Source organism: Clostridium aromativorans (genome assembly GCF_020908015.1).
Lineage (GTDB): Bacteria > Bacillota > Clostridia > Clostridiales > Clostridiaceae > Clostridium_B > Clostridium_B aromativorans.
This window is the reverse complement of sequence record NZ_JAJJPB010000013.1, coordinates 35,375-51,647: the sequence shown is the minus strand read 5'-3', so window position 1 is coordinate 51,647 and position 16,273 is coordinate 35,375. Positions and strand designations below refer to the sequence as shown.

The following is a 16,273-nucleotide window of genomic DNA, read 5'->3' as shown; positions in this document are numbered from 1 at the left end:
TTTCTACGCTATAATTTCCGTTATAGCAGCACCTGGTGGAACAATGGGATGAACCCTCTCCTGTCTGTTTATATTACATTCTACTATAACAGGTTTATTTAAATTTAAAGCCTTTACTAAAACTTCTTCCACCTGATCATTGGACTCTATTTTAAAAGCTTCTATACCATAAGCTTTTCCCAATTCCATGAAATTCACGTCCTGTCCAAGCTCTGTGCTTGAAAATCTCTTATTGTAAAACATATCCTGCCATTGATATACCATACCTAAAGCATGGTTATTTAAAAGTAATTGTACAATGGGCAGTTTATATTTTGCCACAGTAGCAAGTTCAACTGAATTCATTTTAAAACTTCCATCTCCTGCTACGTTTATTACCCTTTTGCCGGGGTTTCCTATAGATGCACCTATAGACGCTCCCAATCCATATCCCATAGTTCCAAGTCCCCCGGAAGATATGAATGTACGGGGCTTTAAAAATTTAAAATATTGAGCAGTCCAGATTTGATTTTGTCCTACTTCAGTAGTTATTATACAATCCCCTTTAGTAATTTTATAAAGACAGTTCATTATATATTTAGGACTTAATCTACAATTTTTTTCAAAGGGATCCTTTTCTTCACTTTTCCACTGCTTTATTCTATACATCCACTTTTCATGACTGGCATTTTTCACCTTCTTATTTATCCTTTTGAGTACCTCTCTCACATCTCCTTTTATGGAAATATCCTCACTAATATTTTTGTCAAACTCCCTTGAATCTATATCTATATGAATTATTTTAGCTTTAGGAGCAAAATCCTCCACTTTGCTTATAACTCTATCGCTGAATCTCGCTCCTATGGCTATAAGCAAATCACAATTATTCACAGCATAATTTGAACAGGGATTGCCATGCATGCCCACCATTCCCATATAGCTTTTATTATTTCCTGGAAAAGCTCCAATTCCCATAAGAGAACAGGTAATCGGAGAATCTATTTTTTTAACCAATTCCATAAGTTCTCTTTGAGCTCCAGATATAACTGCACCGCCTCCTGAATATATAACTGGTCTTTCACTATCATCTATCATATCAACTGCTTCATCTAGCCTGTCTTTAAATTCTCTCTGATTAAAGCCTATCTTATTTTTAGATACAGCTAAATCATCTACTTCTGGCTTATACTCAACTTCTGATTCCTGTATATCCTTAGGTATGTCTACGACCACAGGGCCCGGTCTTCCACTGACAGCTACCCTGAAGGCTTCTCTTACAATACCTGCTAAATTTTTTACATCTTCAACCATGTAATTTTTCTTAGTTATAGATGAGGTAATATCCCTGATGTCTACCTCTTGAAAAGAATCTTTTCCAAGTAACTTTAAAGACACCTGTCCCGTAAACACCACAATGGGAACGGAATCTCTATAAGCTGTTGCGATTCCAGTCACTGTATTAGTTGCACCCGGACCCGAAGTTACAATTACTACTCCAGTTTTTCCAGTAGATCTAGCATATCCATCTGCAGCATGAGTAGCCCCTTGCTCATGAGCAGTCATTATATGATTTATATCCTTTGAATTGTACAAAGCATCATATATGGGAAGGACAGTACCTCCAGGATAGCCAAAAACAGTATCCACCCCTTGTTCTGACATACATTTTAATAACACTTCTGCACCCTTTAATTTCATATACAAAGCCCCCTAATTGTTAATTTTTTAACATACTTTATTTTAATTTTATATTTTTTCTTCTTAGACCAGAATGAATTTTTGTGATAATTCTGTAAATTGCATATATTTTCTCAATATATTTTAAAACTAGAATATAAAAAAACCAAACCACTCACCCTGGGGCGAGAGTTTGGTTCGCGGTACCACCCAATTTTTTTCTCAACTACAATAACGGCTTTACCGGTACAGCTTACTTCTATTTCAGCCTACAACTCCAGGGTGATTTTCAATAGTTTATAATCTATGAGCTTTCACCTTATCTCACTCTCTTTAAAATCTTTTACTACCTACTCTTCCCTATCACGGTTTTATATATTTTTAAATTACATTCACAAATTAATTTATTATATGTGACGATAATAATACCTTATGCTCTAAATGTCAATAGTTTTTTTAATTTTTTATTTTTTGTTCATACTTTTTTTAATATTCTATTATCTACATGAGTAAAATAGATACAGATTTTTCCTGTATCTATTTTTTCATACATAATTTATTTTATTATGGCTGAAATATTAAATTACTTTTTCCTGATTATTGTCTTCGGTAATAGTACTGTGTTTGTATCCATATATAAAATAAAGAATTAATCCAAAAGCAAGCCATACTACAAATCTCATCAAAGTTACTTTTTGAAGATGTGCTATTAAGAATGCACAGGATATTACAGCGAGCATAGGAATAACAGGTGAAAATGGAACCTTAAAACTTCTCTCTCTATTAGGTTCTGTCTTCCTTAAAACTATAACAGATGCAGATACTATTATAAACGCTGCCAACGTACCTATGTTGGTCAGTTCTGAAACAATTCCTATTGGAGTAAATCCAGCTACAACCATGGTTATAATACCTACCAGCAATGTACTCTTTACAGGTGTATGAAATTTTAGATTAACGTGTCCAAATACCTTTGGAAGTAGTCCATCTCTAGACATGGCAAATAATATACGAGTCTGTCCAAACATCATAACAATCAAAACTGAAGTTAAACCACAAATTGCACCCACCGAAACCAGTGCCGAACCCCAATTTATACCTACCTGCTGAAGAGCAAAGGCCACAGGAGCTGCTGTCTCCTTAAATTTCAAATATGGAACCATACCTGTTAATATAGCTGATACTACAATATACAATACAGTGCAAATAATCAATGAACTTATAATACCTTTCGGCAAATCTTTCTGAGGATCTTTAACTTCTTCCGCTGCAGTAGAAACTGCATCAAATCCTATATAAGCAAAGAATATCACTGAAGCACCAGCAAAAACCCCATTCCAACCATAAGGCATAAACGGATGCCAATTAGCCGGCTTTACATGTCCTACTCCCAGCACTATGAATAATAATACTACCGCTAATTTTATTCCAACTATTATATTATTTGTAGTAGTACTCTGTTTTACACCTGCTATCAAAATACCAGTTATAAGCACAAGTATAAGTACTGCAGGTAAATTTATTACTCCGCCTTCAAAAGGTGCTTTCGTAATAGCAGCCGGAAGTGTAATTCCCAAGCTTCCCAATATGCTGTTAAAATATCCGCTCCATCCTATGGCCACCGTGCCAATTGCAAACGCATACTCCAGAATTAAATCCCAGCCTATAATCCATGCCCAAAATTCTCCCAGTGCTGCATATCCATAGGTATATGCGCTTCCGGCTACTGGAACCATAGCCGCAATTTCTGAATAGCACAGCGCAGCAAAACCACAGGCTAAACCTGCTATGATGAATGATATTATAAGAGCTGGTCCAGAATAATTTGCTGCCGCTATCCCTGTCAGTACAAATATACCTGTACCTATAATTGCTCCAATGCCAAGCATGGTAAGTTCAAAAGATCCCAATACCTTCTCTAAAGATTCTTTACCTTTAGTTTCTGCTATGAGATTATCTATAGATTTTCTCCTAAATATATCTTTCATAAAGTTATTGCCCCCTCATATATTTTATTGCAACTCAGAATCAAAAAAATTTTTTAATATTCCTATAGGTTTTAATAATTATTAATACTAACTTGAAAACTTAAACAATGCATCGTTTTAATTTGCAATTGCAAATCAACACCATTTTTATAATAAATGAATGTTTTTATTATAATACCACCATTTATTATACAAATCAATATCATTTTATAATTTCTTTTATTATTTTTTTATTGTTTTATCATTTTTTTCGTATTGTATTTATAATCATTTAATTATGTATACGTTTAATGAAATGATATTTTTGGATTTATTCATAAATTCTATTCAAATTTACAGAATCTATTATGTCAATATACTAAGAATCATTAAACCTCACAAAAATTTATTATTGCATATATATTTTTTTATGGATTATTATATATAGAATAAATATTTATAAAAATATTTATAAAATTAAGAAATATCTTATCTATTTAATTTTTATCATAAATTGAACTTTTAAATATCCATTTCAATAATTTTACCCTATATTTAAAATGAATAAGTCAAACTTATCTTATATGAAAAAAATTTTAAGTTAAACTTCTATAATAAAATTTATTCTAAGAATAATTATATTGAAATATTTATTACATTCTTATCTTATAAATGCAATTTCATAATAAAAAAATACCAAATAATTTGAATATATTTTAAACAAACACATAAATTACCTTCAACTGTATTTTTATAACATAACTTAAAAAGAGATATACCAAAAATATTTTTGATATATCTCCAAACTGTGTTCTCATAAAATATAACCTAATTTTGCCGCTGCATCTTAATGGATCAATTTTCATGATACCATCATGCTACTTACACAGATTAAGTATTTTTATTATATCCTCTTTCCCTATTTTTACAAATTGGCCTACTGTATTTGCACCATTATCCGTACATTTACTTGCCATTTCTTCTATTTTATCCTCAGGTATATTTCCCTCTTTCAAACTCGTAGGAAGACCCATGGATTTAAAGAATGCAGTAAGTCTTCTTATACCTTCCAGTGCGATATCTCCAGGAGAATTATAGGAAAGATCCACATCCCAGACTCTCACTGCAAATTGTACAAACCTGTTCATATCATGTTTATAGACATATTTCATCCATCCAGGAAAAACAATTGCAAGTCCTGCCCCATGGGCGATATCAGTTTCCCCACTCAGTTCATGTTCAATTTTATGAGATGCCCAATCTCCAATTCTTCCTGTACTCAATATATCATTGTGAGCTATAGTACCGCTCCACATTATCTCTGCCCTGGCATCATAATTTTCTGGTTCCTTCAAAACTATAGGTGCATTATTTATAACAGTTCTGAGAGCAGCTTCACAAAGTCTATCGGTAAGATCCACATGTTTCACATTTGTAAAGTATCTTTCCATTATATGTGCCATAATGTCAGCAGCACCACAGGCAGTCTGATATGCTGGAAGTGTAAACGTAAGCTCTGGATTCATGATTGAAAATACAGGCCTTATAAGCACCGTATTCAATCCTTTTTTATACCATCCATCTTCATTCATTATTACAGAACTATTGCTGGCTTCAGTTCCTGTAGCAGGCAGTGTTATTACAACACCTACAGGCAGTGATTCCTTTACCTGGGCTTTCCCGCAGTAGAAATCCCATACATCTCCATCATATGGTACTCCTACTCCAATTGCCTTGGCAGTGTCTGCGGCACTTCCTCCACCTACTGACAATATAAATTTTATATCATTTTCCCTGCAGATTTTTATACCCTCTTTAACGGGCCCCAATCTAGGATTAGGTTTTATCCCCGGAAGTTCTATAAATTCAATTCCATTTTTCTTCAAGGATTTTACTACTCTGTCATAGAGTCCAGATCTTTTTATACTCCCTCCGCCATAGCAAAAAAGAATTTTTTTAGATTTAGAATACTCTTTTACTTTGCTTCCAACAAATCTTTCAGTATTTCTGCCGAAAATAATTTCTGTAGCATTCTTAAAAATAAAATTCTCCATACAACATCCTCCTCGTCAAATTTTTCTAAATACATCCATTAACATTTTAACACTTACTTCTAAATAATTATAGATATAAACTTAAAAGCAGCAGCTTATTTTAATTTTAATTTAGAAAGCGCCTCCGCTAATGATGAGTTTATAGGTTTCTCGTTTTCTTTTTTTATTTTCTTCATATATTTTGAAACATCTTTTCTATTTAATTTATTCTCAGATTCTTTAAATCTTTTATTAAATAAGTCAGCTTTTTCTCTAAAACTACAATTAGGACATACATATATTTTCCCCTGGCCTTCTCCTCTGAGTTCAAGTTTTTTATGACATTCAGGGCATCTTACATTGGTAAATCTGCTTATATTTTCCCTATAGCCGCACTCTCTATCCTGACAGATATACATCATTCCACTCTTTCCCTTTACCTGAAGCATGTATTTGCCGCAGTGAGGGCATTTCTTGCCTGTAACATTGTCATACACAAATTTATCTTTACTTTTCTTTACATCTTCCACCAATCTCACTGCATACTTTCTCATCTTCTTTGAAAATATATCTGGTTTTTCATTACCTGTACTTATATCTTCAAGTTCTTTTTCCCATTTAGCTGTCATAAGAGGTGATTTAAGTCCTTCTGGAACTAAATCCACAAGCTGTTTTCCCTTGGATGTCGGAACAATTTCCCTACCTCTTTTTTCCACATAAAACATATTAAATAGTTTCTCTATTATGTCTGCCCTAGTGGCCACAGTTCCTATACCTCCAGTTTCTCCAAGAGTTTTGGCACTTTCACTGTCCAATTTCACATATTTTTGGGGATTTTCCATGGCCGATAAAAGAGTGGCCTCATTAAACCTGGCAGGCGGTTTGGTTTGAAGTTTGTTCAATTCCACAGCCCTTATATTTACGATATCACCCTTTTTTACTTTTGGAAGCAACTGGCTGTCTTTTTCACCTTCTGCCTCCATTCCGGCTCCCCTCTCATATACCATTTTCCACCCTTTGGATTTTACTACATTCCCCACGGCTGTAAACAATTCTCCAGCAATATCTGCTTTTACAGAAGTTTGAACATACTCATAAGGAGGAAGCATAACTGCTAAAAATCTTTTTACAACCAGATCGTATATATTCATTTCTTCAGTACTCAATCTAGACAGCTGCACTCTTTCTTCCGTGGGAATTATGGCATGGTGATCTCCAATTTTGCCATTATCCACAAACCCTTTATGGGCATTTATTTTTTTACTCATTATCCGATCTGCAAATTTTTTATAACTTCCCAATGAAATAGCTTTCAATCTTTCAGGTATAGTTTCAAACACATCTGTAGAAATATACCTGGAATCAGTTCTTGGATAAGTCAATATCTTATAGTTTTCATAAAGTCTCTGCATTATTGAAAGTGTCTCTTTAGCTGAATAGTTGAATATCCTGTTGGCATCTCTCTGAAGTTCAGTTAGATCATACAGGGCCGGTGAAAATTTTCTTTTGTCATTTTCCACTACATCAACTACAGTACAAATCTTACCATTGATTTTCTTTACAATGCCATCTGCCTTGTCTTTATTAAAGATATTTGCCCTGCCGCTTTTTCTATCAACCCATTTCAATTTAAACTTATCGGATTTAGCAGTGATTTCATAATAATCCTTAGGTTTAAAATCATTTATTTCTTTTTCTCTGTTAACTATCATGGCCAGAGTTGCAGACTGTACTCTCCCTGCAGTAAGCTGTGCATTATATTTGCAAGTGAGGGCCCGGGTTATGTTAAGTCCTACCACCCAGTCCGCTTCTGCCCTGCACTGTGCAGCTCTATACAGATTATCATATTTAGAAGAAGGTTTTAAATTTTTAAATCCATTTATTATGGATTTATCCGTCTGTGAGGATATCCATAACCTTTTAAGAGGTTTTTTTATTCTGGCCTTTTCTATTATCCACCTGGCTACCAGTTCTCCTTCCCTTCCAGAATCCGTGGCAATTACTATTTCCCCTATATCCTTTCTATTCATCTGAGCCTTAACTATATTAAACTGTTTTCCGCTTTGCTTTATAACTACCAGCTTTAATTTTTCTGGAAGCATCGGCAGGTCTTCCAGGTTCCAATTCTTATATTTTTCACTGTAGACTTCCGGATCCGCCAATGTTACCAAATGCCCGAGTGCCCAGGTCACTACATATCTGTCTCCCTCCAGATAGCCCGAGTTTTTTCTATTACACCTAAGTACCCTAGCCAAATCCCTTCCTACAGAAGGCTTTTCAGCCAATACCAATATTTTGCTCATACTTATTTCCTTTCATCATAGATTAAACTTCAAAAAATTAGAGATAGCATTTCCAAACTATCCCTTATTCTATCTATTTTATTATAATATTTATAATGGTTATTTACAAGCTAAAAGGCTGCAACCCGTCCGTTACTACTAATAAAAAAATACTACCCATCTATAAACGGATAGTATTTTTTCACTTCAACAATTGCATACAAAATTTGACTCTTATCACTGCTTTTTTTAAAACACAAGATATAAGAAATTTTTAGTTCTAGATTATTTTTCTCAGTTTTTCCGATGATTTGACATAATCACACAAATTCATATATTTTACTTTCAATTTATACACAGTATAGTTCTTTAAGTTTCCATTTCGAATATATTTCCCCTTATTTTTACCGCCTAAGGCCTTGAATACTCTATAAATTTCAGTAGAATATATTATTTTAGTCAATTTTCCAGAAACACATATTCTCTTAAACATCTTATACTTCTCAATTTTACTTTGAAAGTAAACATTGACTATAGAATCATTTTCAACATTCCCGATATCCTTATCTACAATAAAATATATATCTGTACAATCATTTATAAATTCAGCTATATTTATAATATATTTTTTATCAGTTTTATCCAATGTTATAAAATATGCCTTCTGGGACTGATCTATATATTTCATCGCATCATTTAATATTGCACTCATTTTCATACCCCTTTCCCACTAATATTTGCCGCAATATTTATAATATTGATTTTATCTTTATGCTATTAAAAAAAGATTAAATCTTACTTATTCGCAGAATTCAATCCTTACGGATAAGTTCAACTTAACCTCTAGTTTTCTAGTTAGTCAACTAAAATATTAAATTTACTCATAGAGTCAAAAAACTTCCTATGGAGAAACCACAGGAAGTTATATCCTTTCATTTCTCATCTCTCAGGTTAACCTGCTGGAATTGGCACCATTGAATAATATAAATTCAGGTTGCCGGGTATCATAGGGCCAGTCCCTCCACCTCTCTTGATAAGAATCAATATTTAATTATTACAATTATATATTACAATTATCAAAGTATTTTGTCAATACTAATTTTTATTTTTGTGTTATTAATTTGTAATAATGTCACCTAGGAAGCTGCCGTTTGTTTATCATCTGTTGACCTGTCATGCACATTCCAGGTAAAGCTCAAGAATATTATAGACAAAATGCAGGATACCATAAGAAGAATAAATCCTCCATTCCAGCTGAATTTATCCACTATACTTCCCATAGCTACCTCAGCCAGGACCTCGCCTCCCATATATCCAAATAAACCTGTAAATCCAGCCGCAGTTCCCGATGCGTTTTTAGGTACCAAATCCAGTGCACTTACTCCTATAAGCATAACAGGACCATATATAAGCGCTCCAATAGATGCCAAAGCACAGTTAATTGCTATTGGGTTACTACTCTTCCAATATACAAATACTGCTATAGTTACACCTATCATGCATATTATTCCTATAGGTGCACGTCTCCCATGAAATACTTTATCACTTATCCAGCCCACTATTATTGTTCCAGGTATGGCCGCATATTCAAAAAGCGCAAAGGCAATGGAAGAGCTTCTAGTATCAAAATTTCTCACTTCCTTCAAATAAGTGGGAACCCAATTTATAACTCCATACCTTACAAGGTATACAAATATATTTGCTATGGCAATGTACCAGAGAAATTTATTATTCAGAACATATTTAAACAGTATCTCCTTACCTGTCATCTGTCTCTCCCTGTCATCTACATTTACATCAGGGTAATCATTTTTATACTCTTCTATAGGTGGAAGGCCAACGGACTGAGGCATGTCCCTGGCAAATATAATAAATAATATTCCCCCAACTATTGCAATAATTGCAGGCAGGTAAAAGACGCCCTTCCAATTTCCGAAAATAGAAACTCCTACCATAGCTATAACTGCTATAGTACCTCCTCCTACATTGTGTGCAGTGTTCCAAATGGACATTTTCACTCCACGTTCTCTATCTGAGAACCAATGGGTCATAGTCCTTCCGCAGGGAGGCCATCCCATTCCCTGAAACCATCCATTTAATAACATCAATATAAACATCAAGGTTATACTGGACGTAATAGGGAAAAAGAGATTTACAACTCCTGAGGTTATAAGTCCTAAAGCTAGAAAATATCTGGGATTTGCTCTGTCTGAAACATTTCCCATTACAAATTTGCTTATTCCATAGGCAAGCCCAAGAGCTGAAGCCACAAATCCCAACTCAGTCTTTGTAAATCCCTCTTGTATCAAATAAGTCTTTGCCAATGCAAAATTACTTCTCACAAAATAATAGATCATATACCCTACATATATACTTATAAAAACCTGGATCCTGTACCTTTTATACTGTCTATCTATCTGATCTTCCGGGAGCCTTTGTATATGGGGTGCCGGTTTAAGTACATCAAACATTTTAAACATTCCTCCTTACATATATCAAATATCAAATTTCCTCTAAATACCTATTCTCCATATATCTGTCTCTATTATGAATATTCCATGTAAGAGACAAAAAAAGTGTTCCAAGTACACAAGAGCTTATAATTATCATAAAAAATGCTGTCCATCCATAATACTGTATGCTTTTGCCAATCACAATTCCTCCAAAGGTAGTTCCAAATAAATATCCAAATAATCCTGTAAATCCTCCTGCAGCCCCTGCTGCCTTTTTGGGTACCAAGTCTATAGCCGCAACTCCTATGAGAGTCACTGGAATATAAATCAAAAGTCCCGTAATAAAAAGTGCCATTATATCAACTACATAGTTTCCAGCAGGATTCATCCAGTAAACCATTACAGCCAGCATTACAAGAAGCATCGACATTGTGGAAACAGGTCCCCGTCTTCCTTTAAATGTTATATCACTTAATTTTCCTGCAAAAATGACTCCAGGTATTCCTGCATATTCATAGAAAAAATAAAACCAATTTGTAAGATTCTGTGACAGCCCCTTTACTGTAGTAAGGTATACAGCACACCAATCAAGTATACTGTATCTCACTATATATACAAATATATTTGCAAAGGCAAGACACCATAGATATTTATTATTGAGAATATATTTAAAAAGTATTTCCTTTACTGAAAGCTCCCTTTCCCTATTATCAACTTTGGCACAGCAGTAATAGTCGTTTTTATATTCTTCTATAGGAGGCAATCCACATGAAACAGGATCCTCCCTCATAAATATAAAACAAAATATTCCTATCAATATAGCAGTTACTGCTGGAAAATAGAATATACCCTTCCAGCTGCCAAATATAGCTATTCCAACTACGGTCAAAGGAGCAATAATTCCATTAGCCAGATTATGTGAGATATTCCACGTACACATTTTTGTACCCCTCTCCCCATCTGAAAACCAGTGGGAAAGAGTTTTTCCGCAGGCCGGCCATCCCATGCCCTGGAAATATCCATTTAAAAATATAAGAAACAGCATAAATTTGAAACTATCAGCAAGGGGAAGTAACATATTGACCACTGCAGATAGTATTATACCCACAGATAAAAAAACTCTGGGGCTGCTTTTGTCCGATACAATCCCCATTAAAAATTTACTTATGCCGTAACTTGCAGAGAGAACAGACATTAAAATCCCCACTTGTGCCGTATCAAACCCTTCCTGTAATAAATAAGGTGCTGCCAGAGGGAAATTTTTCCTCACAAAGTAATATCCTGCATAACCTATAAATATGCTTATCATAAGTTGTTTTCTAAGTTTTTCATATTTACAGAATGTACTTTCCTGTGTTTTAAAAGAAGATTTACGATTTAATTTCTTAAGCATGCTTATCATAATTTTTCTCCAATTGAATAATATATTATTGTATACAATAAGTCTTAACAATATTAACATTATTAACATTGTTAACACAATTAACATTATAGGATAGTTTTTCCTTATAGTCAATATATTTATGCATTCAAAGGCAATTTAATTATGAATTCACTGCCTTTGTTCAACTGACTCTTTAAATATATTTTCCCATTAAATTCATCGACTATATGCTTCACTATAGCAAGTCCAAGTCCTGTACCGCCTTCAGACCGGCTTCTTGACTTCTCAACTCTGTAAAACCTCTCAAATATTCTCGGTATATCTTTTTCTGGAATTCCCACTCCATTATCCTTTATGCTTATATATGCAAATTTCTCCCTAGGCTCTGCCATTATCTTTATGTTCCCTCCACATTGCGTATATTTAAGAGCATTATCCAAAATATTTATTATCATCTGTCTGAACCAATCCCTGCTGCATAAATTAATTGAAAAATTTTTAACGGTTAAAATATCTATACTGATGTTTTTATTCATCGATCTATTTTTAAACATATACACTATTTCATCCAATTCCCTGTAGATATTTACCTTATCCATACTGGTATAATATTTTTTGCTTTCAAGCTTTGATAAAAGAAGTATATCATCTATCAACCTCTTTAATCTGTGCAGTTCACCATTTATTATATCTAAAAAACGGACTTGATTTTTATTATTACATCTATCATTCGAATTAACATTTTTAGACAGTGTCTGAGTAAAGCCCATTATGGTAGTAAGGGGAGTTTTAAGCTCATGGGAAGCATTTACAAAAAACTCACTTCTAAGCTCCTCAAGTCTTTTTATCTCTGTAACATCTTCAAATACTATAATTATATTTTTACCATTTCTATTACAATTCAAATCATACTTTATCAAATTAGTAGTTACTTTAAAGATTTTTCCCTTAATCAGTGAAATTTCTCTCTGATTATATTTCCCTGTACCAAAAGTACATTTTATCATTTTCAAAAGTTCTTTTGAGTTTATAATATCTTTTAAATTTATTTTTCCCACGTTTGATTCCTTTATATTAAACATACTCTCTACAGTTGGATTTAAAAGCATTACATTCAATTTTTCATTCATTACCATTATACCGTGAACTATACTGTTTAATATAGAATTCAATTCTATATTCTTGTTATTCAATTCAACTATTGCACTATTTACACTCAAGGACATATTATTAAAACTTTCCGCAAGTTCCTGAAGCTCATCATTAGTATTTATCTTGACTCTGAATTTAAAGTTTCCCCTGGATATCTTTTTGGTAGCCATATTTAGTATATTTATAGGCTCCATCAAATTGTTCAAGAAAAAAAATCCAATTACAATCGCAATTATAGTGCCCATAAGTATTGATATCAAAATACAGCTTAAAAAGGCTCTGTTTAGATTATCAAATTCCTTTAGAGGTACAGAAAGCCTTATAATTATATTTTTACCCTGTATTTTCAAGGGCCTCACTGCCAGAAAAAAACTTTTTTGTTTTGTGTTTTCATCAATTCTTTCATTCACTGCAATATCATCATTAAAACAATTTTGTATTTCAAGTTTATCCATTTGATTTTTCCCAACCAGATTGACACCTGCCGAATCTGCAATTATATTGCCTTTTCCATCTAAAAACGTAACTTCGTTTCCTATCTGAGAAGAAAATTTTTTTGCTATTAAGTAATAATCTATGCTTTCCGCAGTGTCAGCATAACTCATCAGAGCACTTGTAATTAACTTTTCATTCACAATAAGTCTTTCTCTCATGTTTTTCATATAATAAGTTCTTAGAGAACTCAATGCCAGAGCTCCAGTTATTATTGAGCCAACCAAAAGCAGAATTATATATGTACCAAATAATTTTCTTTTCATAAATTCACCTACTTGATCATATAACCCAGTCCTCTAACGGTCTCTATATATTCAGGAAATTTGTCATTATCTTCCAGCTTTTTCCTCAATTTTCTAATATGGACGTCCAAAGTTCTTGAATCATTCAATTTTGAGCATCCCCATACTTCTTTTATTATCATATCTCTCGAAACAATATTTCCCCTGTTTTTGGCAAGCATCTGCAGCAGTTTAAATTCTCTCAGGGTAAATTCTATTTTCCTGCCGTTTTTGGTCACTTCATATTTGTCATTGTCTATAATAATGTTCCCAATTTTTATTATATTTCTATTTTTTATATCATTTTCCGGTACTCTTCTGAGTACAGCATCTATCCTGGCCAGAAGCTCATTTACACTGAAAGGTTTTGTTATATAGTCGTCACCACCAAGTTTCAATCCTACAATCTTATCGTTTTCTTCTTTTCTTACAGTTAACATTATTATGGGGATCTTACTGGTAACCGGATTCTTTCTTATGCGTCTACATACTTCAAATCCATCAATTCCTGGAAGCATTATATCCAGAATTATTATATTTGGAAGTTCTTCCTCTGCAATTTTAACTGCATCCAAACCATTATAACAACATTTAACTTGAAATCTGTCTTCCAAATTGACTTTTATAAGTTCTGTAATATTAACCTCATCATCAACTATCAATGCTTTCTTCATATTTATCTCCCTCTAAAAACACAATTTTAAATATCAACTTCATTAATAAAATAAATTTAAACCCTATACCCCCTAAAATAAGGGCTATAGGGTTATCCAATATTCCCTATTACTATTTTAAATTTTGGAAATTATTTTGTCAAATACTTCAATGACACAAATTTTTAAGAATGTTATGCAATCTGATGTTTATGTTTTCAATACTTATCTCTTTTCAATCGCCACAAGTATCGGCGGACAATTGATCTGATTTTCAAAGGATATTTTGACTACATTATATTTTTTTTGATCCAGGGTTTTCACATAACTTTCCAGTGCACCCTTTTCAATCTTCCCCTGCTCGTGCCCATAGTACACTACTAAAATTACAACTCCATTTTGCTGAAGCAATTCAAGCGATTTTTCAACAGCAGCCAGTGTAGTTTCCGCCCTGGTGGTAATATCGTGATTCCCGCCGGGAAGATATCCCAAGTTAAAGATAATGAGTTTTACTTTTTCATGTATATATCTGTCCATGTTTTCATGTCCGTCATCTATAAGCTTCACCTGCTTCGACAAATTTCTCTCATCTATATTCTTTCTCGTAATGTCAACTGCCTCTCTCTGTATATCAAAGGCATACACTTTCCCCGAAGTACCTACAAGTTTCGCCAAAAGCACAGTATCAATGCCCTTTCCCATGGTGGCATCCACTGCAATATCTCCCTCGTCTAATTTTTTCATACATATATTTTTGGCAAGATCAACTGCATTAGTAAAATAGTTCTTAGTCATAATCATCAACTTCCCTTATTTTATATACTGTTAATAATTATACTATAAATTTTATCTAAAAAATCCAAAATTATACTTGCACAATTAATAAAATTATGGTGTAATTTACTTAAGGTTAAACAGGGAAATTTACTATTGAAGACAAAGAAAAAAGAAAAGTCGGAAGACCTGTTAAAAATCAATTAGAAGACGATAAGGAATATACTTACAGTATAATTTGGTTAAAAATAATGCAGTATTTAGGATTAAGTGAAGATATTTTTATAGACGGTGATGTATAAAGTATATGAACTCAATCATGAAAATATATATAAAAAGTATAAATTAATCTGCGAAATATAAGTTAAAATGTTAGTGTGGTGAATTATTTCATGAAGTTAGGTGAAAAAATTAGGAAATTGCGTAAAGAAAAAAAAATCAGTATTGCACAGCTTGCTGAAATGTCAAAATTAAGCACTGGGTTAATTAGTCAGATGGAAAGAGATCTAACAGTACCTTCTGTAGGATCACTTTGGGAGGTAGCAAAGGCATTAAATGTACATATAAATTACTTTTTCGATGAATATAATAATGATAATTTTATTATTAAAAGAGATGAGAGGAAAAAAATAATTTTGCCCAATTCAAATATTACTTATGAGCTTTTAAGTCCAAATACAAGACAAAAACTAGAAGTATTAATGGTAAATATCGAGCCAGGTATGTGCAGTTCTTATGAACAAATTTCTCACGAAGGCGAGGAATGTGGCTACATGATTAAAGGTATCATGAAAGTAAAATGGGGCTCTAAGGAATTTGTTATATCTGAAGGTGATAGCATTTACTATGATAGTACAACACCACATAGATTTGTTAATATCGGCAATGAAACTGCAATTTCTATTTGGTCGATGACACCCGCAAGTTATTAAAATCAAATAAAGTTAAATAGCCTCGGCTTAATACTCCATTAAGCTGAGGCTATTTAACTTTATTTTAATATTTTTATATTTCCAATTTAATTTTTTGCAAAAGAAAAAATAATTCAAAAAAATGAAATATTTTTGAAAAATAAAGAAGGATTTTTTTATATTAATGAAGAATATGTTATAAAACAGTATATTTATTTCAATATACTGAAAG

Annotated in this window: 11 protein-coding genes, 1 riboswitch and 1 other annotated feature; of the genes, 1 reads left to right on the top strand and 10 read right to left on the bottom strand. The window is 32.9% G+C overall.

The window, feature by feature from the left end:
- Window positions 1-3: 3 nt before the first annotated feature.
- The 10 genes from ilvB to LN736_RS10995 all read right to left on the bottom strand — a co-directional run bounded on the left by ilvB (window position 4) and on the right by LN736_RS10995 (window position 15,151).
- Window positions 4-1,677, bottom strand: a complete 1,674-nt coding sequence (gene ilvB, locus LN736_RS11040) for a biosynthetic-type acetolactate synthase large subunit (protein ID WP_229981541.1) — start codon at window positions 1,675-1,677, stop codon at window positions 4-6.
- A 157-nt stretch (window positions 1,678-1,834) separates the two neighbouring features.
- Window positions 1,835-2,032: a binding site (T-box leader), on the bottom strand.
- Window positions 2,033-2,234: 202 nt separating this feature from the next.
- Window positions 2,235-3,644, bottom strand: a complete 1,410-nt coding sequence (locus LN736_RS11035; RefSeq protein ID WP_150356132.1) for an amino acid permease — start codon at window positions 3,642-3,644, stop codon at window positions 2,235-2,237.
- Between the two features lie 857 nt (window positions 3,645-4,501).
- The gene (locus LN736_RS11030; protein WP_229981540.1) at window positions 4,502-5,677 is read right to left on the bottom strand and encodes an iron-containing alcohol dehydrogenase; all 1,176 of its coding nucleotides are present in this window, start codon (window positions 5,675-5,677) and stop codon (window positions 4,502-4,504) included.
- Between the two features lie 95 nt (window positions 5,678-5,772).
- The gene (locus LN736_RS11025) at window positions 5,773-7,959 is read right to left on the bottom strand and encodes a DNA topoisomerase III (protein ID WP_229981539.1); all 2,187 of its coding nucleotides are present in this window, start codon (window positions 7,957-7,959) and stop codon (window positions 5,773-5,775) included.
- Window positions 7,960-8,218: 259 nt separating this feature from the next.
- Entirely contained in the window at window positions 8,219-8,650 is a 432-nt protein-coding gene (locus tag LN736_RS11020) for a hypothetical protein (protein WP_179977546.1), read from the bottom strand.
- 224 nt (window positions 8,651-8,874) lie between these two features.
- Window positions 8,875-8,978: riboswitch (SAM riboswitch) on the bottom strand.
- Window positions 8,979-9,074: 96 nt separating this feature from the next.
- On the bottom strand, window positions 9,075-10,409 hold the full coding sequence (glpT, locus tag LN736_RS11015) for a glycerol-3-phosphate transporter (protein WP_229981538.1): 1,335 nt from the start codon (window positions 10,407-10,409) through the stop codon (window positions 9,075-9,077).
- A gap of 31 nt (window positions 10,410-10,440) precedes the next feature.
- The gene (gene pgtP / locus LN736_RS11010; protein WP_378061169.1) at window positions 10,441-11,784 is read right to left on the bottom strand and encodes a phosphoglycerate transporter protein PgtP; all 1,344 of its coding nucleotides are present in this window, start codon (window positions 11,782-11,784) and stop codon (window positions 10,441-10,443) included.
- A gap of 128 nt (window positions 11,785-11,912) precedes the next feature.
- A complete protein-coding gene (locus LN736_RS11005; protein ID WP_229981536.1) occupies window positions 11,913-13,685 on the bottom strand; it encodes an ATP-binding protein in 1,773 nt (590 codons plus the stop codon).
- Window positions 13,686-13,693: 8 nt separating this feature from the next.
- Window positions 13,694-14,377, bottom strand: coding sequence for a response regulator transcription factor (locus LN736_RS11000; protein WP_150358478.1), 684 nt, complete (start codon window positions 14,375-14,377; stop codon window positions 13,694-13,696).
- Window positions 14,378-14,581: 204 nt separating this feature from the next.
- Complete coding sequence (locus LN736_RS10995) at window positions 14,582-15,151, bottom strand: tRNA (mnm(5)s(2)U34)-methyltransferase (protein WP_150358485.1); 570 nt, start codon at window positions 15,149-15,151, stop codon at window positions 14,582-14,584.
- A 371-nt stretch (window positions 15,152-15,522) separates the two neighbouring features.
- On the opposite strand from LN736_RS10995, the gene LN736_RS10990 reads away from it, so the two are divergent.
- Window positions 15,523-16,062 (top strand): helix-turn-helix domain-containing protein, encoded by a 540-nt coding sequence (locus LN736_RS10990; RefSeq protein WP_150358477.1) that lies wholly within the window; start codon window positions 15,523-15,525, stop codon window positions 16,060-16,062.
- Window positions 16,063-16,273 lie beyond the last annotated feature (211 nt).